Origin of the sequence: Bacillus sp. YBWC18 (genome assembly GCF_002998775.1) — a bacterium.
GTDB lineage: Bacteria > Bacillota > Bacilli > Bacillales > Bacillaceae > Bacillus.
In genome coordinates, this window is the sequence record NZ_PVRI01000005.1 from 262,734 (window position 1) to 288,518 (window position 25,785).

26 protein-coding genes are annotated in these 25,785 nt (G+C 40.9%); 8 read left to right on the forward strand and 18 right to left on the reverse strand.

The annotated features are described in order from the left end of the window. Nucleotides 1-20: 20 nt before the first annotated feature. Nucleotides 21-374 carry a YuzC family spore coat inner layer protein gene (locus tag C6348_RS15105; protein WP_106043628.1) on the reverse strand — a complete coding sequence of 118 codons (354 nt, stop codon included), beginning with the start codon at nucleotides 372-374 and terminating at the stop codon, nucleotides 21-23. Between the two features lie 505 nt (nucleotides 375-879). On the opposite strand from C6348_RS15105, the gene degQ reads away from it, so the two are divergent. The 6 genes from degQ to C6348_RS15135 all read left to right on the forward strand — a co-directional run bounded on the left by degQ (nucleotide 880) and on the right by C6348_RS15135 (nucleotide 5,754). Beyond that, the gene (gene degQ / locus C6348_RS15110; protein ID WP_003213123.1) at nucleotides 880-1,020 is read left to right on the forward strand and encodes a degradation enzyme regulation protein DegQ; all 141 of its coding nucleotides are present in this window, start codon (nucleotides 880-882) and stop codon (nucleotides 1,018-1,020) included. A gap of 151 nt (nucleotides 1,021-1,171) precedes the next feature. Next, complete coding sequence (locus C6348_RS15115) at nucleotides 1,172-2,086, forward strand: polyprenyl synthetase family protein (RefSeq protein ID WP_106043629.1); 915 nt, start codon at nucleotides 1,172-1,174, stop codon at nucleotides 2,084-2,086. Beyond that, nucleotides 2,083-2,250, forward strand: coding sequence for a competence pheromone ComX (comX, locus tag C6348_RS15120; protein WP_081311380.1), 168 nt, complete (start codon nucleotides 2,083-2,085; stop codon nucleotides 2,248-2,250). Before C6348_RS15115 ends, comX begins: the two co-directional genes overlap by 4 nt. Before the next feature lie 56 nt (nucleotides 2,251-2,306). Beyond that, on the forward strand, nucleotides 2,307-4,619 hold the full coding sequence (locus C6348_RS15125) for an ATP-binding protein (RefSeq protein ID WP_106043630.1): 2,313 nt from the start codon (nucleotides 2,307-2,309) through the stop codon (nucleotides 4,617-4,619). 80 nt (nucleotides 4,620-4,699) lie between these two features. After that, nucleotides 4,700-5,341, forward strand: coding sequence for a two-component system response regulator ComA (gene comA, locus C6348_RS15130; RefSeq protein ID WP_058013793.1), 642 nt, complete (start codon nucleotides 4,700-4,702; stop codon nucleotides 5,339-5,341). A gap of 23 nt (nucleotides 5,342-5,364) precedes the next feature. Continuing rightward, nucleotides 5,365-5,754: a hotdog fold thioesterase gene (locus C6348_RS15135; RefSeq protein ID WP_034659822.1), complete on the forward strand. Its 390-nt coding sequence runs from the start codon at nucleotides 5,365-5,367 to the stop codon at nucleotides 5,752-5,754. A gap of 107 nt (nucleotides 5,755-5,861) precedes the next feature. Here C6348_RS15135 and mnhG read toward each other — a convergent pair whose 3' ends face one another. From mnhG to C6348_RS15170, 7 genes are read right to left on the reverse strand one after another with little or no spacing between them, the layout of a single operon-like run. After that, nucleotides 5,862-6,236: a monovalent cation/H(+) antiporter subunit G gene (gene mnhG / locus C6348_RS15140; RefSeq protein WP_003213369.1), complete on the reverse strand. Its 375-nt coding sequence runs from the start codon at nucleotides 6,234-6,236 to the stop codon at nucleotides 5,862-5,864. Next, nucleotides 6,220-6,501, reverse strand: coding sequence for a Na(+)/H(+) antiporter subunit F1 (locus C6348_RS15145; RefSeq protein ID WP_106043631.1), 282 nt, complete (start codon nucleotides 6,499-6,501; stop codon nucleotides 6,220-6,222). The genes mnhG and C6348_RS15145 overlap by 17 nt, the downstream gene beginning before the upstream one ends. After that, nucleotides 6,501-6,980, reverse strand: a complete 480-nt coding sequence (locus C6348_RS15150) for a Na+/H+ antiporter subunit E (protein ID WP_066030467.1) — start codon at nucleotides 6,978-6,980, stop codon at nucleotides 6,501-6,503. Before C6348_RS15150 ends, C6348_RS15145 begins: the two co-directional genes overlap by 1 nt. Before the next feature lie 6 nt (nucleotides 6,981-6,986). Further along, entirely contained in the window at nucleotides 6,987-8,465 is a 1,479-nt protein-coding gene (locus tag C6348_RS15155) for a Na+/H+ antiporter subunit D (RefSeq protein ID WP_106043632.1), read from the reverse strand. Continuing rightward, a complete protein-coding gene (locus C6348_RS15160) occupies nucleotides 8,458-8,799 on the reverse strand; it encodes a Na(+)/H(+) antiporter subunit C (protein WP_066030469.1) in 342 nt (113 codons plus the stop codon). The genes C6348_RS15155 and C6348_RS15160 overlap by 8 nt, the downstream gene beginning before the upstream one ends. Next, a complete protein-coding gene (locus C6348_RS15165) occupies nucleotides 8,799-9,230 on the reverse strand; it encodes a Na(+)/H(+) antiporter subunit B (RefSeq protein WP_106043633.1) in 432 nt (143 codons plus the stop codon). Before C6348_RS15165 ends, C6348_RS15160 begins: the two co-directional genes overlap by 1 nt. Then, complete coding sequence (locus tag C6348_RS15170; RefSeq protein ID WP_106043634.1) at nucleotides 9,227-11,632, reverse strand: Na+/H+ antiporter subunit A; 2,406 nt, start codon at nucleotides 11,630-11,632, stop codon at nucleotides 9,227-9,229. Before C6348_RS15170 ends, C6348_RS15165 begins: the two co-directional genes overlap by 4 nt. Nucleotides 11,633-11,851: 219 nt before the next feature. Here C6348_RS15170 and C6348_RS15175 point away from each other — a divergent pair, with 219 nt between their 5' ends. Beyond that, nucleotides 11,852-12,061: a hypothetical protein gene (locus C6348_RS15175; protein ID WP_012011099.1), complete on the forward strand. Its 210-nt coding sequence runs from the start codon at nucleotides 11,852-11,854 to the stop codon at nucleotides 12,059-12,061. Nucleotides 12,062-12,133: 72 nt separating this feature from the next. Here the strand turns inward: C6348_RS15175 and C6348_RS15180 are convergent, their stop codons facing one another. The 7 genes from C6348_RS15180 to malK all read right to left on the reverse strand — a co-directional run bounded on the left by C6348_RS15180 (nucleotide 12,134) and on the right by malK (nucleotide 21,120). Continuing rightward, nucleotides 12,134-13,471: a 2-hydroxycarboxylate transporter family protein gene (locus C6348_RS15180; protein WP_106043635.1), complete on the reverse strand. Its 1,338-nt coding sequence runs from the start codon at nucleotides 13,469-13,471 to the stop codon at nucleotides 12,134-12,136. 175 nt (nucleotides 13,472-13,646) lie between these two features. Further along, nucleotides 13,647-14,606 carry an ABC transporter permease gene (locus tag C6348_RS15185; protein WP_060597207.1) on the reverse strand — a complete coding sequence of 320 codons (960 nt, stop codon included), beginning with the start codon at nucleotides 14,604-14,606 and terminating at the stop codon, nucleotides 13,647-13,649. After that, complete coding sequence (locus tag C6348_RS15190) at nucleotides 14,607-15,653, reverse strand: ABC transporter permease (RefSeq protein ID WP_003212654.1); 1,047 nt, start codon at nucleotides 15,651-15,653, stop codon at nucleotides 14,607-14,609. Next, the gene (locus C6348_RS15195; protein ID WP_106030433.1) at nucleotides 15,646-17,181 is read right to left on the reverse strand and encodes an ABC transporter ATP-binding protein; all 1,536 of its coding nucleotides are present in this window, start codon (nucleotides 17,179-17,181) and stop codon (nucleotides 15,646-15,648) included. Before C6348_RS15195 ends, C6348_RS15190 begins: the two co-directional genes overlap by 8 nt. A gap of 159 nt (nucleotides 17,182-17,340) precedes the next feature. After that, entirely contained in the window at nucleotides 17,341-18,423 is a 1,083-nt protein-coding gene (locus C6348_RS15200) for a BMP family lipoprotein (RefSeq protein WP_034659810.1), read from the reverse strand. A gap of 395 nt (nucleotides 18,424-18,818) precedes the next feature. Next, nucleotides 18,819-19,526, reverse strand: a complete 708-nt coding sequence (locus tag C6348_RS15205; RefSeq protein WP_106043636.1) for a response regulator — start codon at nucleotides 19,524-19,526, stop codon at nucleotides 18,819-18,821. Beyond that, entirely contained in the window at nucleotides 19,519-21,120 is a 1,602-nt protein-coding gene (malK, locus tag C6348_RS15210; RefSeq protein ID WP_106043637.1) for a malate sensor histidine kinase MalK, read from the reverse strand. The genes C6348_RS15205 and malK overlap by 8 nt, the downstream gene beginning before the upstream one ends. A gap of 185 nt (nucleotides 21,121-21,305) precedes the next feature. Between malK and C6348_RS15215 the strand changes: the two genes are divergently transcribed. Continuing rightward, on the forward strand, nucleotides 21,306-21,863 hold the full coding sequence (locus C6348_RS15215; RefSeq protein ID WP_034659805.1) for a YufK family protein: 558 nt from the start codon (nucleotides 21,306-21,308) through the stop codon (nucleotides 21,861-21,863). 211 nt (nucleotides 21,864-22,074) lie between these two features. Here C6348_RS15215 and C6348_RS15220 read toward each other — a convergent pair whose 3' ends face one another. From C6348_RS15220 to C6348_RS15230, 3 genes are all read right to left on the reverse strand, one after another. Continuing rightward, nucleotides 22,075-22,485 (reverse strand): thiol-disulfide oxidoreductase DCC family protein, encoded by a 411-nt coding sequence (locus tag C6348_RS15220; protein WP_106043638.1) that lies wholly within the window; start codon nucleotides 22,483-22,485, stop codon nucleotides 22,075-22,077. 18 nt (nucleotides 22,486-22,503) lie between these two features. Next, a complete protein-coding gene (locus C6348_RS15225; protein WP_106043639.1) occupies nucleotides 22,504-24,405 on the reverse strand; it encodes a transglycosylase domain-containing protein in 1,902 nt (633 codons plus the stop codon). Between the two features lie 108 nt (nucleotides 24,406-24,513). Further along, nucleotides 24,514-25,692, reverse strand: coding sequence for an MFS transporter (locus C6348_RS15230; protein WP_249117089.1), 1,179 nt, complete (start codon nucleotides 25,690-25,692; stop codon nucleotides 24,514-24,516). Nucleotides 25,693-25,785 lie beyond the last annotated feature (93 nt).

Sequence of the window (25,785 nt, forward strand, 5' to 3'; positions counted from 1 at the left end):
CGTCAGAGCGGCTTTTTTTGTTATGCCCACTGTAAAAGAAGAAAAAGTCTGCTAGAGGCGAGAGACAAGTAGATACGAATGCCTTCTGGACTAAAGCGGATGTCAATGCCACTTTTCACACCGATTTGCTTCAGCATTCGGATGACACTTGTCGAATCAGAGCGCTCAGCAGCCTCCATGATGCGCTGTGCAAATGAAAGCGAGCTGGAAATCTGCTGTGTAATGAGTGAAGCATCAGCAACAAGTCGGGCTGATTCTTTTGCGGCTCGTTGAAACGAGTGGGCATCTACTGGAGGAAAAGTCATAGGTGTGCGCGGGTATGCATGGGTCATTGCGGGGACCTGCAAAGCAGGATAAGGAACATAGTAAAACATATGGTCACCTCTTCTCTCATTGACGTGAAATTGGACGGATATCTGTTCTAAATGTATGTAGAAAATCAGAATAAAGAATCAAAATGATCTTTCTATCTTTATAAATCCAACATAAAAATAGGTACTTTTGCGGTCAATTTCGGTGAATGTCGCCAAAAAATTGCGGTGTCCACAATAGGGTCTGTCGTCTGACCTATAACACGCAAAACCGAGGATACGGAAGGGATCATACGTTCTGATGTGAGAAAAGTGTGACGAATGATGCCTATTCTTGTCGCAAAAATGACGCAGTTCCTTTGAAATTGAGATAAAAGTATGATTTGAAAAGTCAGAAAATGATGAAAAAAGACCTATTGAATTTTGCGGTATCACGCACACATTTTGTGCATACTTTTCGGTGAAAAAATACTCAATTACATTTACACTGTTAGTAGCAGATCAAATACTTATGACCCAATCACCATACACAAATACATTGATCTTCCAAAAAAGGAGAGTGGAATCGATGGAAAAGTATGAAATCGAAGAACTTAAACAATTATTATGGAAACTTGAAAACGAAATTAGAGAAACAACGGCTTCTCTTCATAACATTAACAAAAGCATTGATCAATACGACAAATATGAATATGTGAAAATTTCTTAAAGACTTGATAATCATCAAGTCTTTTTTTTATCCAAATACATACAAAAAAAGGATATATTATTATATAATTGTTAAATAGTGATGTCAGTGGACATTTGCTCATGTCTTTTTAGTAAAATAAAAGGTGGAAGGGTGAGGTACAAGACCGAGTATGCTAAACTATCTAGAGAATACAAAAATCAAGCAGAATATGTCTGATTTTATTCAACATGCAGTCAGGCAGAAGGATTTACAACAACTGCTTCTAGAATTTACAGATAGAAAGAATGAATTTCCCTTTGGGCAATTGGCTTACAAGCATTATGAGGCATTTGGCGGACAAGACAAGCAAGCGATTACACAATTGTCAGCAGGGATTGAACTTCTCATCTTATCAGCCGATATATTAGATGATATTGAAGATCAGGATAAAGATTCGTATCCTTGGATGAACGTCGACCAAGGAGTGGCCATTAATGCTTCTACGTATTTGTATACGCTGAGTATCCAATTCATTACATCAATAGGTGAAAATGATTCTCAACTAATAGAGAAACTGTTCCATTTCATCAAAATGTCAATGGAAGGACAACATGAGGATTTGCGTCATATGCATGGAACAGAAGAAGAGTGTGTAGAGGTTTTAAGGAAAAAATCAGGATCATTAACAGCTCTTTCTAGTGTACTAGGTGTTTATTTAGCGACGAGAAAAATCAACTCAACTGTGGAATCATATTCAATATGTTATGGTGTTGCTGAACAGATCAGTAACGATTTTTTTGCGTTATTTTCGAAAACAAACGGAGATTTTCTAAAAAAACAAACGCTGGCATTTAGCTATTTACAAAGAGGTTTTAACGATGCCAGTCAAGAGCTTCTTACGTTCTTTTCCGGTGGTTTAGATGAGTCAGAACAAAAGTCATTTCAGCTGAAGCAGAAATTACTTGAAGCTGGTTTGACTCAGTACATGGTATCAATGAGAGAGATTATGCTGTTAAAAATGAGGCAAGGGATTGAACAACTTGATTTACCTAAAACAAATAAGGAACAATTGTATGCATTTATGACAAAGGAGGGCAATGATTGAACATTCAAAATATCATTGCATATCTAATAAAAAACCCAGGTGTGGTCGATGAATTGATATCTGGAAATGCAAGCTTAATTCATGCTGACGCACAAACAACTGCAGCCATTATACAGGGGGTAAAAAAAGAATACATGAATGCAAAATACATCTGGGAGTATTAATTTAAAGTTCATACCTGTATGATGATTTAATGATCTTTCTTAAGGATGTTTTAAAAATGAAGCTTACCTATACAAAATTGTCCACGTTTCTTGTATTTTTATCTTTTTTATTTGTGATCTATATTTCATATATCTATGTATTTGATATTTTTAATGGTGCACGTGTAGAAAAGAATGAAAACGGTCAAACGGAAGTTGTTGACGTTGAATATCTTTCTTTAGCTTATTCGTCGGGGTTAAAAGAAGGAGATATTATACTAAAGATAAACGGACAATCTAATTTAATTCAAGACCACATGATCAATGGTAAGCTTAGAAATGTACAAAGAATTGATATACAAAGAGGCAACCAAATCATATCACTTAAAAATAAGACGTTGATTGGTCGCGAAAGCTTATTTGTCTATTTAATCCCTCTTCTTCTATATTCAATATGCTTATTCTGTATCTTTTTTATTATTAAAATTAACAAAGAACCGCAACGAAAATCTGCATTTTTATTAATTTTATTCTTATTGTCAATTTGTATTGGGTATCTGAGTGCAGGTACGTCAGGAATTGGTGATAGATTTAGCCATTATGTTCTCTTATTGTGTTTATCAAGTGTGTCTATCTTATATATTCATTTTATCTATCAATATTTCAAGGAATTTGATGTGCATTTAACGAATCCAAAGCTCATCAGGTACTTATATTTGATCCCTATTTTTAACCTTGCCGTACATAGCGGGGTTTCGGTGTCATCTGAATTGAGAAAATATGTTCCTAGTATCAGTTTGCTGTTTTTTTTCGGAACAGTTTTAGTAGCTCTTTATTTAATAGTCAGAGGAATGAAGAAATATAAAAAAACAGCACATGGTTCAGTTTTAAAGTTTTTTGCCATTATGAATGTTTTGTCGTTCAGTCCATTCATTCTCTTTTTTGTTATTCCCTATGTGTTTTTTGATAAGTATTTGATTGATCCTTTTATTCTGACATCAATCGTTTTGTTAATTCCTTTTTCTCTCGTCTACCAATTCATGACGAACAAACTTTACAATATGGATTTTTTGATTAGCAGACTGAGGTACTATGGCTTTCTAGCCATCACACCGACCATTTTTGTTGTTGTCACGTTTTATATTCTGCAAAAACCAGAAGATTTGAAGTACACACTGAAGCTCGCATTAATCACCTACGCGCTCATGCTGGCTGTTTTCTATTTCAAAGAAATTCTAGATTTCCGCTTCCGGTTGAAGCGTTTTTCAGAGAAGCATAATTACCAGGACAGCGTGTTTAAATTTACGCAGCTTATTCGTGAGGCGTCATCACTTCATCAAGTGCTGTATCATTTGAAATACACCATTTTAGAAGTGCTTGTTGTTAATAAAGCCTTTGTGCTTGAAGTGAAGCCAGATGGGCAGATTGAAGAGATTGATGAATCTTCAGGTGATAGCAATCTATGGAAAGAGTATGTGGATCAATTTCAGGATATTTTAGGGGAAGTCGGGAAAATCATTGAGCTTGATAAAGGGTTTATGATGAAAATTGGCGAGCGGGGCGGTCACTCGTTTATGATTTGCTGTTTATCCAATTTACAGACACCGAAATTGACGCGTGATGAGATTTCTTGGCTGAAAACATTGGCTTTTTACACAAGTGTCAGTTTAGAAAATGTCGTCAAGATCGAAGAATTGATGGAGCATCTTGAAGATTTGAAGCAGCGTGAAGCGAACCCTGCTTGGCTGAAAAAAGTCATGTTTGCGATGGAAGAAAAGCAGCGCTCCGATTTAGCGAGGGATCTTCATGATTCCGTGCTGCAGGATTTGATATCGCTGAAAAGACAGTCAGAGATGTTTTTAACGAATTTCCAAAACGATCAATGCCCAACGTCTATTGAACAATCGCTTATCTCATGGAATGAACAAATGTCTAAGGTGATTCAAACCACGAGAGAAACATGTCATGAACTTCGGCCGCAGCTGCTGTACGATTTAGGTTTAGTCAAGGCGATGTCGAAGCTGACTTCTCAAATCCAGGAGGAAGCACCGTTTCATATCCGGCTGAATACGACTCGCTTTGATAAGGAGCTGGACATTGATATTGACTCCCAGCTCAATATTTACCGGATTGTTCAGGAGCTGTTATCCAATGCCTTGAAACATTCTCAAGCCAGCCAAGTGCTTGTGATGCTGATTTGTATTAAAGATCAGGTTGTTCTTCACTACGAGGATGATGGAGTCGGTTTTGATGCAAGCCATCTTGATCAGCACACCATGAGCATGGGCCTCTCGGGAATCAGAGAACGAGTCAAGGCGTTAAATGGGAAGCTTCACATTCACACAGCCCCAGAAAAAGGACTGAAGGTGAAAATTGAAATGGAATTGTAACGATTTATTAAGGAATAAGACTTGGCATCTGCCAAGTCTTTTATATAAAATGGAAGTGAGTGATTTAAAGGGAGGAAGACATGAAGAAGATATTGGTCATTGATGATCATCCGGCTGTCATGGAAGGGACAAAAAGCATATTAGAATCAGATCAGCAGCTATCAGTCGATTGTTTAAGTCCTGATGCAGAAGCCGCCTTTTTAAAGACGCATGACTTTTCCATCTATGATGTGATTTTGATGGATTTAAATCTCGGGGATATCAATGGAATGGACATTGCGAAACAAATTCTAGAAACCAACCAACAAGTGAAAATCATCATTTATACAGGGTATGAAGTAGATGATTATTTTGAAGAGGCCATTCGGGCTGGATTGCACGGTGCAATTAGTAAAACAGAGACAAAAGACAAAATTATTGAATACATACACCGCACATTGCAAGGAGAAGTTGTCATTCAGCTATCCTATTTAAAGAAATTAATTTCACAGCAGCAAGAAAAGCCAGAACAGGCGCAGCAGACCGATCACGAGCTGTTAACAGAGCGAGAGTGTTTGATCCTCAGAGAAGTGGAAAAAGGATACACGAACCAAGAGATTGCCGATGTGCTTCATTTGAGCAAACGCTCGATTGAATACAGCTTGACGTCCATCTTTAATAAGCTGAATGTTGGCTCTCGAACCGAAGCGGTGTTAATTGCAAAATCTGAAAGTGTGCTGTAAACGTGTGAAGGGAGAGAACCCTGATGGAAGTGAGTGGATCAAATACACTGCTTGAGGCACTTGGGATTGAGATTGTAGAGTGTAATAAGTCACGATGCGTGGCGACAATGCCAGTCGATCACAGAACAAAACAGCCATTTGGACTGCTGCACGGAGGAGCATCTGCTGCTCTAGCAGAAACAGTGGCAAGCATGGGGGCTGCGGCTCATTTAGACTTAACTCAGCAAGTTTGCTCAGGGATTGAAATCAATGCCAATCATTTAAAATCTGTACGTGATGGAGTAGTGACAGCGACGGCTGTTCCTGTACATGTAGGGCGCCGTACAATGGTATTTCAAATTGATATTAAAGATGATCGAGATCGGCACATCTGTACGTCAAGATGCACACTTGCTGTCATTGATCGCATATAAAAAAGCTCCCGGTGCAGCGGAAGCTTTTTTTAGGTTGGATTGATCCATAAAATGGTTTTTTTATAGAAATAAAAGAAGGACCTCACATGTGAGGCCCTTCTTTCGGTTTATAAGTACGAGTCTTCTTTTCGTTTAATCACGAAGTTACGAAAACCACCATAATCATCTTGTACACTTCGTTTGTCCATCTTGACTCCAGTATTGTAGGCGGCTCTTCCGATCAAGTGTGCGCCGACCGGAGCTGTTAAAAAGATAAAGACAATCCCAAGTAGAATCTTCGCAGAAATAATGCCTGCAAGAAACCATTCGTGAAAGAATACCCCAACTAATATGAGGACAACACCAAGTGTCGATGCTTTTGATGCAGCATGCATACGTGTGTAAACATCCGGCAGGCGAAGGACGCCAATGGCTGAAATGAGACAAAGGATGGCACCAAGCAGGATGAAGAAAATGACAATAGCTTTAGCGATGACGATCATTTTCAATCACTTCCCCTTTCTCAAGGAATTTGGAAAAAGCGACAGTGCCGATAAAGGCAAGGATACCGAGCAGTAAAATAATTTCAAAGAACGTTGTCGTTTTCAGTAAAATGGAAACGATGGCTGTCATCCCAATTAAATTGATTCCTATCGCATCAAGCGCACTTACACGATCAGGAATAGAGGGACCTTTGATAACCCGTATAACAAAAAGAAAGGTGGACAGTGCAAGAATGCCAAGTGACATTTGTAATATGAGCTCCATTACTTACCACTCACCTCCTGAATCGCTTTTTCAAATGAAACCCGGATATCGTGAATGGCTTTTTCCGCATCTTCAATATCCATCGCATGAATGTATAAAATCGAACGATCATCAGAAATATCAATGACTAGTGTACCTGGTGTCAAAGTAATCATGTTAGAAAGTATGGTAATTTCCCAATCCATTTTCAAGTCCGTACGAAAGGCGAAAATACCGGGCTTAATTGTGAGCTTTGGAGATAATACGGTCTTTAGTACACTTAAATTGGCAAGAAGCAGCTCCCGAATAAAAATCAATACGAGCTTGAAAATGGCATAAAGTGCAAAGCCGTAAAAACGTTGCGGGAAGAAACGGCGCAGCATAAAAATGGCGACCATCCCAAGTATAAACCCTGATACAAAGCCTGAGGCCGTGTATGTATCATTCATAAACATCCATGTAAAGGCGAGGAGAGCGTTTAATAATATTTGAAAGGCCATGTTCATCTACTCCTTCAGCACAGCTTGAATATATTTTTCTGGTGTTGAGAGCATTTCCGCTGCTTGATTGATATAAGGGGCAATGAACTCTGTCCCTAACCCAATGGCAAGCGACAAGATCACAAGCAGTACGCCAGGGTACACCATTCCTTTAATCGACGGTTTCCTTCTTCGCGTATCTTGTTCCTCACCCCAAAATGCGAGCATGAAAATCCTCATGACGCTATAAAGGACAAGAAGGCTGGACAGTAAGACAAGGATAGAAAAGGTCATGTGTCCAGCAGAAAAGCCGCCTTCCACAATTTTTAGCTTTCCTACAAAACCGCTCAGCGGCGGAATTCCTGCAAGGGATAATGCTGATATGAAAAACATCCAGCCAAGAAGTGGCTGTGATTGAATCAGCCCGCCCATCTTTTTCAGATTGTTTGTGCCAGCGTACACAAAGAGTGCACCTGCCAGCATAAATAAAGCCCCTTTGATGACCATATCGTGAATGAGATAATAAATGGCCCCTTGGAGTGATGCAGGAGTATTGGCTGCAATTCCAAATAAAATGACCCCGACCGCTGTCACAATGTTATAAATCACGATCTTTTGCACATCGGAATAGGCAATTGAGCCAATCACACCAAATATCACCGTCAGTGCGGCCAGCCACGCCATAAATGTATGAGTGAACCCTGTATCGTGTATAAAAATTAACGTAAAGACTCTGGCAATCGCATACAAGCCAACCTTTGTCAGCAAAGCGCCAAATAGAGCGGAAATCGCTGCAGGCGGTGCATGATACGACCCTGGAAGCCAGAAATAAAGCGGGAAGATCCCAGCTTTTAAGCCAAATACAATCATGAACAGAATGGAAATGACAGTGATTAATCCTGTTTGCCCTGATTCAGCGATCTTCACACTTAAATCAGCCATATTCAGTGTACCAGTGACTGCATATAAACAAGCGACCCCGACGATAAATAAAGCCGATGAGATGATGTTAAACACAATGTATTTGAGTGATTCACGAAGCTGCGGTTTTGATCCGCCCAGCACAATGAGCATGTATGACGCCATCAGCAGCAATTCAAAGAATACAAACAGGTTGAAGATATCTCCTGTTAAAAAGGCACCGCTCACGCCAGCTAACAAGAACTGTACGCCAGAATAATAGAACAGCCGCTCTCTTTCTTTTCCAATTGTTCGAAAGGAAAAAAGCACTGTGACAAGCCCAACAATGGAAGCGGTCAGTACGAGCAGTGCAGCAAACTGATCGGCCACAAGCGCAATGCCAAATGGTGCTTTCCAGCCGCCCAAATAAAGTGTTTGAATCCCATTTGTGAAAATCGTTTGGACCAAAAATAGATTGCACGCGATCGCTGTAAGAGACGCAAAAACGCTAAAACCTCTAGACAGCATGATATTTTTATTCATAAAAATCAGCAATGTAGCGGATAGAACTGGTACTAAAATAGGTAATATAACGAGATTATTCATGCTGATCATTTCCTCTCATTTGATCCATGTCATCTGTTCGCAGCTCTTGGAAGGCTCGGAAGGCCATGACGAGTAGAAATGATGTCACACCAAACGAAATGACAATAGCCGTTAAAATTAATGCTTGTGGCAATGGATCTACATAGGATGTAATCCCCTCAGTTAAAATGGGAGGAGCTCCTTTTTTTAAGCCGCCCATTGTTAATAGGAGTAAATGGACACCGTGGCTCAAAACAGCAGTACCAACGATGACCCGCAAAAGGCTTTTTGAAAGCAGTAAATAGGTCGCCGTCATAAAGATAATTCCGACGAGAATAGACATTAGAAATTCCATTATTCCTTCTCTCCAATCGTTTGAATAATGGTCATGGTGACACCGACAACAACCAAATACACACCGATATCAAACAGGACGGCTGTTGCCAGCTCTGTTTTCCCTAAAATCGGCAATTGAAAATAACCAAAGGTATGGGATAGGAAAGGGGCACCGAACAGGAAAGATCCCATACCAGTCAATAGCGCGATGAGCAGCCCCACACCTGCAACATAGATAAAGTTGAACGGCAGAATGCGTCTTACTGTCTTCAGATCGTAGGCTAAGAGCAGAAGGACGACAGCGCTGGCACTCATTAATCCGCCAATAAATCCTCCGCCTGGATTGTTATGTCCCGCAAGAAATAGGTGAAGGGAGAAGAGCAGGATGATGAATGCAGTGATTTTGGTTGTAACTTGTAAAAGCATATCATTCGTATCAATTTTTCTCATCGACGCACTCCTCTCTTCCGTTTTTCTTGTGTCTTTAATAATCCATAGATACCAAGTGCCGCAATCGCCAGCACGGTAATTTCAAACAGTGTATCAAAGCCCCTGAAATCAACAAGGATGACATTGACAATGTTGTCTCCGCCTGCAAGCTTGTAGCTGTTTTCAATAAAGTAAGACGCAATCGTATCAAGTGACTGATTGCTTGTTGAAGCGAAAGCAAGGCATGTCACAATGACACCAACACCTACTGAAATAATGAGATTGGTCATTTTAAATTTCCTTGTTTTTTGCTTCATGCTCAGCTTTGGCAAGTGATAGAAGCAAAGTAAAAACAGTGCCACAGAAATTGTTTCAATAATTAACTGGGTGAGGGCAAGGTCAGGTGCCCTGAAAATAACAAAAAATAGTGACAGCGTATACCCCATGACACCTAGCCCGATAATGGCTGTTAAGCGAGAACGAGCAAACACAGTCGTGAGGGTTGCTGCTATCATCACTAATGACAGAATGACCTCGTACGTGCCGATTGGAGCAGCATGCTCCATATTAAATGAGAAGGCATTCTGATAAAACATGAAACTCCCAAGCACGATAATCATGAACCCAAACACATAGACAAGGTAATCACGAAGGAAACCGGTCATATAACTGTTCGTCAGGCGATAGGAGCCTTTTTCTAAGCCGATCAGTGAACGGTCATATAAGGAGTTAAATGACCATTTCTCCTTAAATATGTTGTACATTGGACGCCATTTCGACAACGTCAAATATCCGATAATCCCTAAAGCTACAACACCTATTGTCATATAAAGCTCTGGCTGAAAGCCGTGCCATGCTTCAATTTTGACAACAAACCGTTTTCCTGGATCAATCGCATCGGGAATAATGGCTGCAATCGCAGGTTCAATGACAGAATAAGCTAGAATATTTGGGAAGAAGAAAAAGGTGACCACAAGTGCAGCAAGGATAATTGGCGGGATGAGCATACCAATCGGTGCTTCATGCGGCTTTTTTTCTAATTGATCTAACTGAAGATTGCCTCTAAATGTTTTAAAGAGAAGCATCATACTGTAAATGAACGTAAAGACACTAGCGAGCCAAGCAATCGCTGGGAAAATAGCGCCCCATGTTGAAATGTCAGTAAAGCTGATCTCAGAAATGCGCAGCATACTTGTGAAAAACAGCTCTTTACTTAAGAAGCCGTTAAATGGCGGAAGACCAGCCATTGAGAATGTACCGATTAACGTAATCGTAAAGGTAATCGGCATGATGGTCATTAAACCGCCTAACTTCCGAATGTCCCGGGTGCCGGTTTCGTGATCAATGATACCAGCCGCCATAAAGAGACTGCCTTTAAACGTGGCATGATTAATTAAATGGAAGATCGCAGCGAGAACGGCCGCGCCGAAAAAGGCGGGGTTGTTTTCATGGATTGCAGCTGCTCCTACACCCAGCATAAGCATAATCATCCCGAGCTGACTAACGGTAGAAAAGGCAAGAATGGCTTTTAAATCGTTTTGACGAACGGCGTGGAATGATCCCCAAAATAATGTCACAAGTCCAACGATGGATATGGTCCAAAACCACACCTCTGAAATAGCAAAGATTGGACTGAAGCGGGCAACAAGATAAATACCAGCTTTCACCATCGTAGCAGAATGCAGATAACTGCTCACAGGGGTAGGTGCTTCCATTGCATCAGGCAGCCAGATATAAAATGGGAACTGCGCTGATTTCGTAAAGGCACCAAGTAAGATCAGAATCATGGCAGGGATAAAGTAAGGTGATGCCATAATGAGCTGAAGCTGATTGACTGCTTCACGAATACTGAATGAATCAGTTATCAGGTAGATGAGGATGAAGCCACCAAGCATAGCTAATCCGCCAAAAACAGTAATAAGCAGTGATTTGGTTGCTCCATATCTAGAGCGTTCCCGCTTATACCAATACCCAATTAAGAGGAAGGAAGAAATACTCGTTAGCTCCCAAAACAAGTAAAGAACCACCATGTTGTCAGATAGAACGACACCGAGCATAGCGGTCATAAACATTAACAAATACGTATAAAAAGAGCCGAGTTGTTCTTTTTCCTTCGATAAGTAGAAAATACTGTACAAGACGACAAGTGCGCCAATTCCTGTAATCAATAGCGCAAATAACAAACTAAGACCGTCTACATACACAGTGAAATTCATTCCTAGAGAAGGAATCCATTCGACCTGTGAAAATAAGGTTCGTCCATTTGATGTCATCGTAATCATCTGGACAAAATAGCTAAATAATAGAATAGGCAAGATAAGAACAAACCACCCTGTATGTATACGCTTTACGTATTTAAAAAGAAAAGGCACAACAAACGCAAGCAAAAAAGGCGATAGGATGGCGAAGTGAATAAGCTGCAAGAAAATAAACCTCCTTCAATCAATATAAATTCACGTTCTAAAGAACTGGTAAATAAAATTATAGCGTAAATACAGACATAGTGCATTGGTTTGAACTGATTTACAGTAAACTGTATTTGTTTTGAGTTCTTTTGACCACAAAAAATATTTTATCAAAAATGAAACTCATTGTATATTGTTTTGTATTTCGTACATGCTTTTCTTAAAGGAGCTGATTACATGAAACTAAAAGCGGGCATCAGCTTAAGCATATTCTGCACGATTTTAGGAGGAGCATTCTTCATAGAACGAAATGATCAAAAAAGGTGGCAGGCGGAAAGTGAATGGCCGTTGTTTTCAGAACATCTTCTCTATATGACCTATCAAGAGGCAAGACAATATCCATTCCAGCCAAGAGAATATATACGCGTGGTCTCTGCCGAAGAATAAAACCCTTATAGGAGAAAAGAAATATAAAAAAAGCATGTGCCCGTAATAGAGCCCATGCTTTTTATTGTTTGATTAAGTAAACATTCTAAGTAAGATTGTTGCGCAGATCACAGTTGCTGCTCCGCCAAGACGTGTAGATACTTGTGCGAAAGGCATCAGACCCATTCTTCCAGAAGCTGAAAGGATCGCAACGTCACCAGTACCGCCAAGTCCGCTGTGACAGCCTGTCACAATCGCAGATTCTACTGGGTACATGTTCATCAATTTCCCAACGAAGTAACCTGAACCAACCATTCCAAGAACGACAGCGATACATACACAAACAAATGGAATAGAAATCACTGTTGCAACATCATCAAGTGGAATGTATAGAATCCCTAGACCGACCATAAGCGGCCATGTAAAGCTTCTTGATACAAACTTGTAGAACTGCTGTGAGCCTTCTTGCAGATGCTGAGGCATCACGTTTAAGTATTTGATTAAAGCGGCAAGTACAATCATTAAGATTGGACCTGGAATATGAACAAAGCTTTCTAACAAACCACCAAAAATGAACGTTGTACAAGCAACGAGTACACCAGCACCCATTAACCCGAAATCAACTTTTGGATCCATATCAGGCTGTTCAAAAATTTCATTTGCCTCTTTTGATTTTACAAGACGGCCATTCCCGTTTAGTTCAGGACGTTTTTCACCAAGCTTCTTCATTGCGCCAGCACAGATAATGGCAATGACGTTCCCAATGACGGCAGCAGGAATTAATTGAGAAATTAATGACTCTGCTGATACACCAAGAATTTGTGAATAAGCAATAGATAATGGCAAAATCCCTTCACCAACACCACCGGCGATAATCGGAACAATAATAAAGAAGAACGAGTGATGCGGTGTGTAACCAACTAAAAGACCAACAAGTATTCCGGCAGTCACAGCTGCAATTGTACCTGCAACAAGAGGAACAAACATACGAATAAGGCCTTGTACTAAAACAGTTCGCTGCATCCCAAGAATACTACCTACTACAAGAGCAGAAATATAGAAGTAAAGGAAGTTCGACGTTTTCATAAGAGACGTAACCGCTTCCAACGAGTTCGGATTCAGAACATGAAAAAAGACCAGGAACGATGGTACGAATAAAGAAAGAATCGCCGGTCCACCAATATCTTTTAAGATCGGAATACGTTGTCCTATATCTCCAAGGAAAATCCCCAAAATCATAATAACAGCGAAACCACCAAGCATATTTGCTGGAATTTTATTAAAATAAGCGGCAGTTAAAATAATCGCTGCAAGTACTAAATACACAGGTAAGTCAATAACACCAATTTTCCAAGACATGATCTTACGGAAAACGCTTTTATTATTGTCAGAATCGTCTGTAATCGATTTCAATTGTTGTGTATTAGCCACATAAACACCCCCAAATGCTATTTGTCTCAATTGTAGAAGATTCTGTGACACTCATCTATTTATTAAACTAAATTAAGTGTAATAAAAGTAAAATAAACAGGAGTTTTTATGTTTTTATCATACAAAAATCCCCTGAAGGTAGTTTATCCTTCAGGGGATTGATCATACATCGTATTTATCGTTTTCCTTTTAAATAAGGGGTCCCAAGTGCTTTCGGTGCATCTGCCCGGCCGATGAATCCAGTGAGTGCTAGGATGGTAAGCACATATGGTGCAATGAGCATATACACGTTCGGTATATCTTGGAATAGCGGTAGGAGAGAGCCAATGATGCTTAAACTTTGAGCAAATCCAAAGAATAAAGCAGCGCCCATTGCGCCGAATGGGTGCCATTTACCGAAGACAAGCGCAGCTAGTGCGATGAAGCCTTGTCCAGTAATGGTAGCATGTGAGAAATCAAGCGCGATGGTTGACGCATAAACAGCTCCGCCAAGACCACCAAACAGTCCACTAATAAAGACGCCGATATAGCGCATCCGGTACACTTTGATTCCCATTGTATCAGCAGCCATTGGGTGTTCTCCGACTGCACGAAGACGAAGACCAAACGGCATTTTAAATAAAACAAACCAAGCAACAACCGCAAGCGCTAATGCGAGTATGGACGTATAATAAACATCTTTAAAGAATATATCGCCAATTATCGGAATGTCACTTAAAAGGGGAATATCACCTTTATAGAAAGGCTCTGTAATTTTATCTGTTTGTGCTTTCCCGTAAATGAGTTTCACGACAAACAGTGTAGCGCCAAGTGCCAGCATGTTAATGGCAACACCACTGACCGTTTGATCTGCCCGGAATGTAATGGTTGCAACTGCATGAATCAAAGAGAACAATCCGCCAATCGCCATTCCGACGAGGAGCCCAAGCCACGGGGTCAACGCCCCAAACGTATCAGCATAAAATAAGTTAAAGATAATACTAGAAAATGCTCCGACGACCATCAAACCTTCAAGACCGATATTCACAACACCTGATCTTTCTGAAAAGACGCCTCCAAGAGCGGTTAAAATAAGTGGTGCAGCATAGACAAGTGTAGCTGGGACGATGATTTCAAGAATTTGCAGAAATCCCACTTATTTTCCCCCCTTTTTCTTCATTTGGTTCATCACAAGACGGATAATATAGCTTGAGGCGACGAAAAGAATAATGATCGCAATGACAATATCAACGACCTCAGTCGGTACGCCAGATTCAAGCGGCATATTTAAAGCACCGACCTTCAATCCACCAAGCAGCAGCGCAGCAAGAACAACACCAACAGCAGTATTTCCACCTAATAAAGCGACGGCGATTCCATCAAAACCTACACCGGTAAACGAGCCTTTAATTGAGGCATATTCAAATGTGCCAAGACCTTCCATTGCGCCTGCAAGACCTGCAAAAGCACCTGAAATCAGCATCGCATAAATGATATTGCGACGAACGTTCATACCAGCATAATGGGATGCCTGCTGGTTCATTCCAACAGCCCGCAATTCAAAGCCTTTAGAGGTTTTTTGAATAATGACCCACATCACGACCGCAGCTATAATGGCAACAAAAATACCATTGTGCATCCGGGAGAAATCGGTAATTTGTTCAAAAAATCCAGAGCGAAGCGAGGCAGTGGCATCGATTTTTTCTGTTTTATCTTTATTATTTGTTAAGACATTTGAGATCAAATAGTTTGTAACATGAAGGGCAATGTAGTTCATCATGATCGTGACAATCACTTCATGAACATAAAAACGAGCCTTTAAAAACCCAGGAATAAAGCCCCATAATGCACCAGCAGCAGCTGCGGTGATGAGTGCAAGCGGCAGATGGATATACATAGGTGCATGGACAGTTGTACCGATCCATACAGCAGCTACCCAGCCAATCAGCATTTGACCTTCTACACCGATATTAAAGAGACCTGTTCGAAATGCAAAAGCAACAGCAAGTCCTGATAAAATGTAAGGTGTGACTTGTCTGATGGTTTCTCCCATATAATAGGTTTCACCGAAGACGCCATTCCAAAGGGCGCCATAGCCTTCGATGACACTATAACCGCTTGCCAGCATAATAATGGCCCCAACAAAAAGACCAAGTACAATGGCTATAAGCGGAATTAGCAGATTTGTTAAGCGATTAGACATTTGCTTCTTTCCCCACTTCCTGTTGCGTACTTCCAGCCATTAATAGACCAAGCTCTTGCTCTGTTGTTTCTTTTGGATCAACGATGGCAATAATGCTGCCCTCGAAAATAACAGCGATCTTATCACTGACATTGATAATTTCATCAAGCTCAAATGAGATGAGCAGGACGGCTTTCCCTGAGTCCCTTTGCTCAATCAGACGCTTATGAACAAATTCAATTGCACCAACATCAAGTCCTCGTGTCGGCTGAGCGGCAATTAATAAATCAGGATTGCGGTCAACTTCTCGGCCAATAATGGCTTTTTGCTGGTTCCCGCCTGACAGGGCGCGTGCCTCTGTATATTCACTCGGTGTTCTTACGTCATACTCCGCAATGATTCGTTTTGCTTTTTGGTAAATATTTTTCATATTCATCAAGCCAAATTTTGAGTATGGGCGCTGATAATACGTTTGTAAGGAAATATTTTCTCCAATTGAAAAATCAAGCACCAGTCCGTGTTTATGACGGTCTTGAGGAATATGTCCAATTCCAGATTCGGTCACCTTCCGAGGCGGAAGGTTTTGAATGGCTTTCCCGTTTAGCATGATCGTGCCAGACTCTGATTTTTTTAGACCAGTAATGGCTTCAATTAATTCAGATTGACCATTGCCATCTACTCCAGCAATTCCGACAATTTCGCCAGCCTTCACTGAGAGGTTGAGATGTTTGACTGCCTCAATTCCTCGCGCGTCTTTTACCGTAAGGTCTTGAATTTGAAGCACTTCCTCAGCAGGGGAGGCGTCTTTTTTGTCTGTTTTAAATGAAACTTCACGACCGACCATGAGGCTCGCAAGTTCATCTTTATTTGTGCTTTCCACATCAAGTGTACGAATGCCTTGGCCTTTTCGGATAATGGTCACACGGTGACAGGCATCCATAATTTCTTTCAGCTTATGGGTAATTAAAATAATGGATTTGCCTTCATTGATTAAGTTTTTCATAATTTGTATGAGTTCTTTGATTTCTTGAGGTGTTAAGACGGCTGTTGGTTCGTCGAAGATCAAAATGTCAGCGCCGCGGTAAAGTGTTTTTAAGATTTCTGCACGCTGCTGCATGCCGACAGAGATGTCAGATACTTTTGCGGCAGGGTCTATTTTTAAACCATAGCGGTCAGAAAGCTCTTGTACTTGCTGTATGGCTTGTTCTTTGTCGATCTTTCCAAACTTCTTAGGCTCTTTTCCTAAGATGATGTTTTCAGCGACGGTGAATGTATCGACAAGCATAAAGTGTTGATGCACCATACCGATGCCTAAATCACTTGCATCATTTGGGCTAGAAATGGTTACAGGTTTTCCGTGAACCTTGATTTCACCTTTTTCAGGCTGGTAAAGACCGAAAAGCACGTTCATAAGCGTTGATTTTCCAGCGCCGTTTTCACCAAGCAGCGCATGAATTTCGCCCTTTTTCAGCTGCAGCGTAATGTTGTCGTTTGCTACAATGCCAGGGAATTCTTTGCGTATATTCAACATTTCAATGACATAATCCACAGGTTTAACCGCTCCTTTTTTAGGGTGCTGATGAAGATAAAAACTAGCAAAAGAAAAGCTGCAAAACGAGGCTGCAGCTTTTCTTTTACCACCTTTTACGAATAAAGAGGAGGTAAAGGAGAGGCAAGGGGATAAGGCGTGCTTATCCCGATGCTCAAATTAAGCTTTAAAATCTTTTAGTTCATCACGTGTTGCAGGGATTTTGACTTCACCCTTGATGATTTTTTGTTTCCATTCTTCTACTTTCTTCAATACATCTTTGTCAAGGTTGTCCTGAGATGGAGAAATGTCAACAGCGCCTTCTTTCAGACCGTAAGTGATCACTTCGCCGCCAGGGAATTTACCTTCTTTTGCTTTCGTTGTTAAGTCTTGTACCGCTGTGTCTACTTTCTTAATCATAGAAGTAAGAGTGACACTTTGTTTTGTTCCAGGTACTTTTCCTTCGTCATACTGGTCTTTATCTACACCAATAACCCAAACTTTACGGTTAGGATCAGCTTTTTTCAGGTTTTTCGCTTCTGTGAAGACACCAGTTCCAGTACCGCCAGCTGCGTGATAAATGATGTCGACGCCAGATTTGTACATGCTTTCAGCTGTTGCTTTACCGATGTCTGCTTTATCGAATGCACCAGCATATTTCACTTCCACTTTTGCTTTCGGGTTAGCTGCTTCAACGCCTGCGCGGAATCCAACTTCGAATTTTCTGATTAATTCAGAGTCAACGCCGCCAACAAAACCGATTTTGTTCGATTTTGTAGAAAGAGCCGCCGCAACACCTACAAGGAATGATCCTTCATTTTCGTTAAACATAATGCTGGCTACGTTGTCTTTTTTCACAACTGCATCAACAATACCAAAGTGATTATTTTTACGTTGATCTGCGATTTCACTAATAGAATCTTGCATTAAGAAACCAATTCCATAAATCAGGTCGAATTTCTCACGAGCAAGTGTGTTTAAGTTCGTTGTATAGTCAGCGTCTGATTTAGATTGTAAGTAATCAAAGCCGTTTTTACCTTTTTTTAAATTGTTGTCTTTCCCAAAAGCTTGTAAACCTTCCCAAGCTGATTGGTTAAACGATTTGTCATCGACACCACCGACATCAGTTACCATTGCAACAGTGAATTGATCTTTATCTTTTTTGCTTTCACCGCTGTTTGAGCCAGAGTTGCCGCATGCTCCAAGGATGGTTCCTGCTGCTACGACTAAGGACAATGCTAGTCCAATTTTGCGCTTCTTCAAAACATAACCCCCTATAAAAATTTAAAAGTTTCAGAAAAGTCTCGCGAAAAAAGACCGTTCTACCTCTTCTTACCCTTCTGAAAGGGGTATTTTATCCTGCTTTCTCCTGAAACTTATGGAGGGCAGGAGAGAAGATGTAAGACATCAGACTTATATCTCGTTGAACTAATCAATCATAATTTATCATTTCCAATCGAATAAATAAATAGAAATTTGTTTTATTTTTAAAAAAATGTTAAAAGGCTAAATTCGATGTCTTTTTATCTGCTGAAATATGATATAATGCCGCTTTTGTGATGTGCTCTACTACAGTGGAACCGCTGATATCAAGGGGTTTGTGACATCGTGTGCCATAAAAAAACATCTGGCCTCTATAAAAGGTCAGATGTGTCAAATTATAGATATTGCTGAATCAAATTCATATTTGTTGTACTGAGTTTATATTGGAAAACAGGACGTCCAATTGTCCCGTATGCCATTTCGACATCAACTACTTCGATGTCCTCAAGGAATTTCAAGTATTTTCTAATGGAGACTTGAGAGATTTCTGTATGATTCGCTAGGTCTTCGGTCGTGAAAGCTTGATAACCGAATGATTGAATACTTGTCCAGATGAGTTTGAGTGTGCTTTTGGTCAGGCCTTTTGGCAGAAGGACTTTTTCTGTCTCTGCTTTTTTATGAAAGAGCTTCGCATCTAAATCATTTTGCGAGATGCTGTTCATCGTTTGGTACAAGGCGTGTTTACGTTTATACTCTGAGAGCGCTGATTGGAAACGTTCAAACTCAAATGGCTTGATTAAATAATCAACGGCCCCGTTTCGCATCGTTTGCTGGATGACATCGACTTCATTGGCAGCTGAAATGACAATGACATCAACAGAATGATTTTGCTGGCGTATTTCTGATAATAGGGCCAGTCCATTTTGTCCAGGCATATAAATATCGAGCAGTACAAGGTGAATGGCTTCTGTTTTTAAGATGTCCAGTGCCTGCTGAAAAGAGGTGGCAATCCCTTTTAATTCAAAGCCGTCGATTTGGGTCAGGTAGCGTTTGTTCAGCTCCCCAACCATTGGGTCATCTTCTACTATTAACACATTAATCATGTGAATCCTCCTTTTGTTTATACGGAATGCGGAGACTAAAGGTCGTTCCTTCTCCTTTTTCACTCGTTACAATCAGGTGTCCGTTCAATTTTTTGATGCTTTGGTCAACAAAGTAGAGACCGAATCCTCTGTCTTCTCCTTTAGTTGAAAAGCCTTGATCAAACATGATGTCTTGTTCGTCTTTTGTGAGACCAACACCTGTGTCCGTAATCTCAATATGAAGCTGCTCCTGGACGTATCGGAATGAGATTGAGATGTTTTTCGTCTCAGTATGAGAAACAGCATCGAGTGCGTTATTTAACAGGTTGCCAATCACGGTAATGAGATCATGCGTCACTGCTGGGTCCTCTGAATTTGGGACTTGTGTGCTGCATATGACTTCTAAGGTCGCGCCTTGTTCCCTGATGTAGCTTTGTTTTCCTAGTAAAAATCCTGCTAAAACAGAGTTTTTCACATGGTTGATGATTTCATTTGTTTCCGTTTGCTGATATATCGCAATATCTTTGATATAGGTGCCAAGGTCATCGTAGTTTTTGAGCTGAACCAATCCTAAAATGACATGAAGCTTGTTCATAAATTCATGTGACTGGGCACGAAGGGCATTTGCATACATTTTGACCCCGCTCAGCTGCTCAGCCAAGTGTTTGACTTCTGTTTTGTCACGGAAGGTGGCGATTGCCCCGACAATCTCGCCTTTTAACGTAATCGGGACCTCGTTAAAGACAAGCTCCAGTCCGTTCATTCTCACGTCGCGGTCAAGCAGCGGCTTGCGTGTTTCAATGACTTGCTTTAAACCGCTTGAAGGGAGGAGAGCCTGAACATCTTGTTCTCTAGGGTCAACCATAATGCCCATATTATGAAAGAGCCGTTTGGCTTCAGCATTGGCTAGCTTGATTTTACCGTGCTGATCGACGGCAAGAATCCCTTCTTTTGTTGATTCTAGCATGGCGCTTCGTTCTTTTAATAGTGTGGCGATCTCATCTGGCTCTAGTCCAAACATAATCTTCTTCACTTTTCGTGCCACAATGAGTGCTCCGATGATACCAGAAAGAAGACTGAGCGATATGACGAAGTAGAGCGGAAGTAAGCTTTGATGAATAATCAAGTCAATTTCCTTTAACGTAATCCCTACTGCCACAGCCCCGAGCTGCTTCCCATCTTGATCATAAACAGGAACAAAAGCACGCATGGATCTGCCAAGTGTTCCAGAAGCCGTACTAATATGTTCTTTACCCTGTAATGCTAGTTTTTCATCACCGCCAGCAAACCGCTTCCCGATCTTCTGCGGATTTGGATGGGTTTTGCGAATGCCGTTCATATCCATCACGACAACGAATTCAGTTTTGGTGATTCGCTGAACACTTGTTGTATATTGACGAAGTACTGAATATGATCGATTTTCTTCTAATGATTTCGCTGTGATCGGAGCCTCTGCGACCATTTTGGCAGTGGAGAGGGCGATGTCACGTTCCTGCTGATGAATGTTATTAGCTGTTTCCGACCAGATCGTAAAGAATGTGATACAAAGGGAGATCAGGACAACGATACAAACAAAAATCGTCAGCCGTGTTTGCAGTCTTAATGTTTTTTTCACGAGTATACCCCTAACGCACGATTTTTTCGTAATAGTAATACTTTAACGGGAAAATGTAAGTTTGTGAAGGAATGTACGTGCAAAATCACAAATTTGATTTTGCTGCCAGTTTACTTTGAAAGCATCTTGTCAATCCGTTTTAAGTGAGCCATAATAAATGTGAGCTTATGAGAAAGGATCTATTTATGAAAAATACATATTTGACTGGATATTTTCCGCTGATTTCGATTTTACTATTCAGCTCTGCTTTTTCGATTTTCACAGTAGGGATCACGACTGATTTCTTGACTCAAGCAGGTATTTTAAAAGGAATGCTGGAATTTTTCTCGGAACAGGGCATACGACTTGCTCTTTTTGCTGCTTTTGCACTTGTTTATTTTATGATTTTATCTGCCTTGAAACTGATTGCAGATACGGTGTTAGAGCTGGCACTACTCTTTTTCGCGAAAGATCCTGAAGGGGAGAACTTAAAGAAAATTCGGATTGCATCCGTTGTTTATTTATTTGCCAGCTTGCTTGCATTTCTGTTGACGCAGCAGCTGATTCTGCTTGTCGGACTGTTTGTTTTAGCAAGTCTTGTCTATTTTATCTGGGTTGTGGTTCGCATTTATCAATCGCTTTCCATGCTGAATTTAATTGGATTTATGATGTTTATTCTTCTGTTTTGGGCAACGTTTTTAATCGGCATTTTGTACTTATTTATTAAGCTTTATAACAGTGTTATGGCGAGTCTGCCTTCTTAAACAGACAAAGAAAGCATCCTCCACCATCGGAGGATGCTCAGCGTGTAGACAAACCCTCGCATTCGGTGTCAGGGCTGCGCTCCGGTACTCGTCCTTCCTAGACTGCAAAGGTTTTCAGGTCACGCTGAAAAGAAGACAAAGGGCTAAAATAAAAATCATTTTAGCCCTTTGTCAACAATGTGAGCATCCTCCAACATCGGAGGATGCTTTTTTATGAAAGAAACCGTTTTTGAATATCGGGTGTAGGCCTCATACAAGATGTTTTTTGACCAAACCATTTGTAGCGATTTTTCGCCATCCGCTCATAAAACCAATCACGGATAGGGCGGGGAATGGCAATGAGTAAATAACTCCATTTGTAGATCCCTTTTAAATGCCGCGTGGCTTTTAAGATGCCTGTCGACTTCGTATAAAGGGTGCCTTTTTCAATATAAATGAATGAATTGAACTCATCTAAAGGCAAACCGTTTTCTTTTAAAATGCGCTGCCCTGTATCTGATTGTAATGAAGCAAACATCATTCGCTCATCTGGATCACGCTTAATCACAAACTGAACAGCGCCGCTGCACACGTTGCAGACACCATCAAATAAAATTAAATGGGGTGGATGTGTTGAATGCATTGCAATCAAACCTCCTGTTTATCTGGCGTATTGCATCGTATTTTTCCAAATACGTAAGTGCGGGCTGGAGCTGTAAATCGATTCAACCGTTCCTCTATCTCTTCCAACCCATACACCCATTGTATATTGATCTGTCAGTCCAACAAACCAAATGTCTTTGTAGTCATTGGATGTCCCTGTTTTACCACCAATGTAAGGGGAACTGAAATTCGCTTTTTTCCCTGTTCCGCTTTTTACAACGGAGGCAAGCAGTTTACGCATGGTGTCATTTGTCCGCTGAGAATACACTTGCTTCGGTGACTCTTTCCACTTGTAAAGGGTCTTACCGTTTAAGTCTGTTACCTTTGTGATCGAATGACTTTGCGTGTAAGCTCCTTGATTACCAAAGACGGTATACGCATCTGTTATTTCTAGCGGTGAGAAGCCCTTCGTAAATCCGCCAAGTGCAGAAGGAAGGCGATAATCATCCGCTACGATATGCTCGAATGAGAACTTTTCTAAATAGCTGAAGCCTTTTTTGACACCGACTGTATCCAGCATTCGGATCGCAGGTGTATTGTAAGAGTTCTTAAAGGCTGTTTCAAGTGTGACGGTTCCATACGTTTTATGATTATAGTTCTGCGGACAGTATCCGCTGCTGCAAAACTTGCCGGCACTGATTTTGCTTGAAGCTGTTGCACCGGTTTGGTCGATGTAAGGACCATAGTCTAAAAGCGGCTTAATTGCAGAACCAGGCTGTCTTTGCGCTTGATAGGCGTAGTTGAAATCAAACTTTTTATAGTTTTTTCCGCCAGCAAGTGCGACAATTTGATGCGTTTCATGATTAATGACCGCTGATCCGCCTTCTACACCTTGGTAAGGGAGTTGCGCATTGAGCTGATAGACGGCTCGTTGCTGTAAGGAAGGATCAAGTGCCGTATAAATTTTGACACCATCCTGAAGCAGGGCACTAACTTTTTCAGATAATTCTTTTTGAATGGCTTTTTTTGCTCCATCTGTTTTGGCTTTCTTCAAGCGGTTTGTAAAGCCTTCCTGATCTGACACAAGATCGGTGAATTCCTCATTGGTATATGTCACATAGTCAGGGTAAAGGTTTTTCTTTTCACTTAAGGACAGGCTGATTTTTTCTTTGACGGCTTTTTTGTATTGCTTTTTGGTGATGACACCGTCTTTCTTTAAAATACCAAGCAGTCGTTCTTGGCGTTTCTTCGTGTGCTTGAATTGTTTCAATGGGTCATACAGTGTTGGGTTGTTTGGAATCGCAGAGATAAATGCCATCTGTGCAAGCGTTAAAGAACTAAGCGGCTTATCAAAATAGTAATTAGCCGCAGAACCGACACCGTAAACACCATTACTGAAATAAATCGTATTTAAATAGCTTTCGAGAATTTCATCTTTCGAGAATTTCCGCTCTAATTCATAGGAATAGAGAAGCTCTGTAAACTTTCGGGTGAACGAACGTTCATGGCTTAAATATAAGTTACGGGATAATTGCTGTGTGATCGTACTCGCTCCTTGGCTGATGCCATGGTTTTTGACATTTGAGGCAAGGGCACGAACAACCCCCATAAAGTCAATGCCTTTATGGTCATAAAAGTTCCGGTCCTCTGAGCGGAGGAACAGCTCCTTCACAGAATCAGGAATTTTATCATACGTCACGAACACTCGGTTTTCATCGTTTGATACGATCTCGGAGATGAGAGAACCATCCCGATCATACATATAACTGTTTTGGGAAAAATCTATCTTTTCCAGCTTGATTTTTTGATCAAGCACTTCGTTAACAGGCTTGACACTTGCAGCTTCTTCCTTTGATAGATAAAAAGTCAGAACAAATAATGGAATGAGGGCAGCAAGTAATAACCAACCAATGATTGCACGAAACATGAGGTCACTCACTTTCTTCAATTTTCTAGCCATATCGTACCATTCTTTTGCGAATACGAGAAGGTTATTTTTAGAAAAGAATGGGCGTGAAGTCTAGTGAATAAGGCTTCTACACATGAAAAAAGAGTACCTGATGATGGATCAGACACTCCTTTCTTTTGTCTTCCCATGCGAGCGGACCGCCCATAAAAATAACGCGCCAAACAGAAAAATGCCGGCAGTGACATAAAAGACAGCTGGAATCCCGTAATGACTCGCCACAATGCCGCCAATCACCGGACCGACGACATTCCCAAGAAAGCGGAAGCTGACATTGTATCCGAGCACTTCCCCTTGCATAGAGGCAGGTGCTTTGATCCGAATATACGCCGTCGTACACGGAATAATCCCGCCAAGTGCCATCCCATATAGAAAACGGAAAAGTACTAACATCACATAGGAATCCGCCATCGCTTGCGGGATGAATAAAATAGAGGAGAGGATGAGAAGGGCAAGCAGCACCTTGTCGTGACCAATTCGATCTCCGAGATCTCCCCATTTTCGTGTAAAGAGCAAATTGCCAAGTCCAGTTGCAGAGAACGCAAGACCCGCATAAAATGCGAGATTAACAGGACCGTGTAAATCATGAATGTATAAAGCCAAAAGTGGCTGAATGCTAAAGTTCCCTACTTGTGTAATAAACGTTAAAAGCATCGTGACCACAAGCAAAGGCTGTTTGAAAATATGAACGAGTACATCCTTCCGTGAGTAAGAAACGCGCTTTGCTTCTTTTGAACGGATGGGCTGTTCTTTCACTCCGAAAATAATCACAATAGCTGACACATAAATGACAGTCGCTGTGAGGAAAAACGTATAAATAAATCCGACGCTGTCTGCCATGAAGCCGCCCATTAATGGACCAAACAACCCCCCGGCGACATTACTCATCTGCATCGTTCCAAGGGTTTTACCTGCAGTTGCCTTTTCCGTCTGTGCAGAGATCAGTGCCATTGAAGTCGAGATAAAGCCTGTGACAAGCCCCATGAAGAGCCGCAGTGCGAATAGCTGATAAACGGTTTGCACAAGCCCCATTAATAGAATACTTGTTGCAATCCCAATTCCGTTAATGAGCAAAATCTTTTTATAGCCATGACGGTCACCAATCCGTCCCCAAATCGGAGAAATCAGAAAGGCCGTTAAAAACGTGACCCCAAAGACATAGCCGCTCCACCTTTGGACAAATTCATTTGAATAGCTGCTATCAAGAGATTCTATGTAAAGTGATAAAAAAGGGACGATCATTGTAATGCTGGCAGATACAAAAAAGTTCACAAACCACATGATGTACAAGTTTTTCTTCCTGTTTGTGATAGAGACCACCTTCTTTATTTATTTCGTGTTCCTTAATAATTATAAAGGAAAATAAACGATCTT

What these genes read in the sequence shown, in the direction of transcription:
- C6348_RS15165 (WP_106043633.1), bottom strand. Translation starts at nt 9,230, where the DNA reads ATGAGAAAAATTGATACGAATGATATGCTTTTACAAGTTACAACCAAA.
- C6348_RS15115 (WP_106043629.1), top strand. Translation starts at nt 1,172, where the DNA reads ATGCTAAACTATCTAGAGAATACAAAAATCAAGCAGAATATGTCTGAT.
- C6348_RS15105 (WP_106043628.1), bottom strand. Translation starts at nt 374, where the DNA reads ATGTTTTACTATGTTCCTTATCCTGCTTTGCAGGTCCCCGCAATGACC.
- C6348_RS15135 (WP_034659822.1), top strand. Translation starts at nt 5,365, where the DNA reads ATGGAAGTGAGTGGATCAAATACACTGCTTGAGGCACTTGGGATTGAG.
- C6348_RS15160 (WP_066030469.1), bottom strand. Translation starts at nt 8,799, where the DNA reads ATGGAATTTCTAATGTCTATTCTCGTCGGAATTATCTTTATGACGGCG.
- C6348_RS15215 (WP_034659805.1), top strand. Translation starts at nt 21,306, where the DNA reads ATGAAAAATACATATTTGACTGGATATTTTCCGCTGATTTCGATTTTA.
- C6348_RS15150 (WP_066030467.1), bottom strand. Translation starts at nt 6,980, where the DNA reads ATGGCCTTTCAAATATTATTAAACGCTCTCCTCGCCTTTACATGGATG.
- C6348_RS15190 (WP_003212654.1), bottom strand. Translation starts at nt 15,653, where the DNA reads ATGTCTAATCGCTTAACAAATCTGCTAATTCCGCTTATAGCCATTGTA.
- degQ (WP_003213123.1), top strand. Translation starts at nt 880, where the DNA reads ATGGAAAAGTATGAAATCGAAGAACTTAAACAATTATTATGGAAACTT.
- C6348_RS15225 (WP_106043639.1), bottom strand. Translation starts at nt 24,405, where the DNA reads ATGGCTAGAAAATTGAAGAAAGTGAGTGACCTCATGTTTCGTGCAATC.
- C6348_RS15125 (WP_106043630.1), top strand. Translation starts at nt 2,307, where the DNA reads ATGAAGCTTACCTATACAAAATTGTCCACGTTTCTTGTATTTTTATCT.
- mnhG (WP_003213369.1), bottom strand. Translation starts at nt 6,236, where the DNA reads ATGATCGTCATCGCTAAAGCTATTGTCATTTTCTTCATCCTGCTTGGT.
- C6348_RS15220 (WP_106043638.1), bottom strand. Translation starts at nt 22,485, where the DNA reads ATGCATTCAACACATCCACCCCATTTAATTTTATTTGATGGTGTCTGC.
- C6348_RS15230 (WP_249117089.1), bottom strand. Translation starts at nt 25,692, where the DNA reads ATGTGGTTTGTGAACTTTTTTGTATCTGCCAGCATTACAATGATCGTC.
- C6348_RS15175 (WP_012011099.1), top strand. Translation starts at nt 11,852, where the DNA reads ATGAAACTAAAAGCGGGCATCAGCTTAAGCATATTCTGCACGATTTTA.
- comA (WP_058013793.1), top strand. Translation starts at nt 4,700, where the DNA reads ATGAAGAAGATATTGGTCATTGATGATCATCCGGCTGTCATGGAAGGG.
- C6348_RS15155 (WP_106043632.1), bottom strand. Translation starts at nt 8,465, where the DNA reads ATGAATAATCTCGTTATATTACCTATTTTAGTACCAGTTCTATCCGCT.
- C6348_RS15145 (WP_106043631.1), bottom strand. Translation starts at nt 6,501, where the DNA reads ATGGAGCTCATATTACAAATGTCACTTGGCATTCTTGCACTGTCCACC.
- C6348_RS15205 (WP_106043636.1), bottom strand. Translation starts at nt 19,526, where the DNA reads ATGATTAATGTGTTAATAGTAGAAGATGACCCAATGGTTGGGGAGCTG.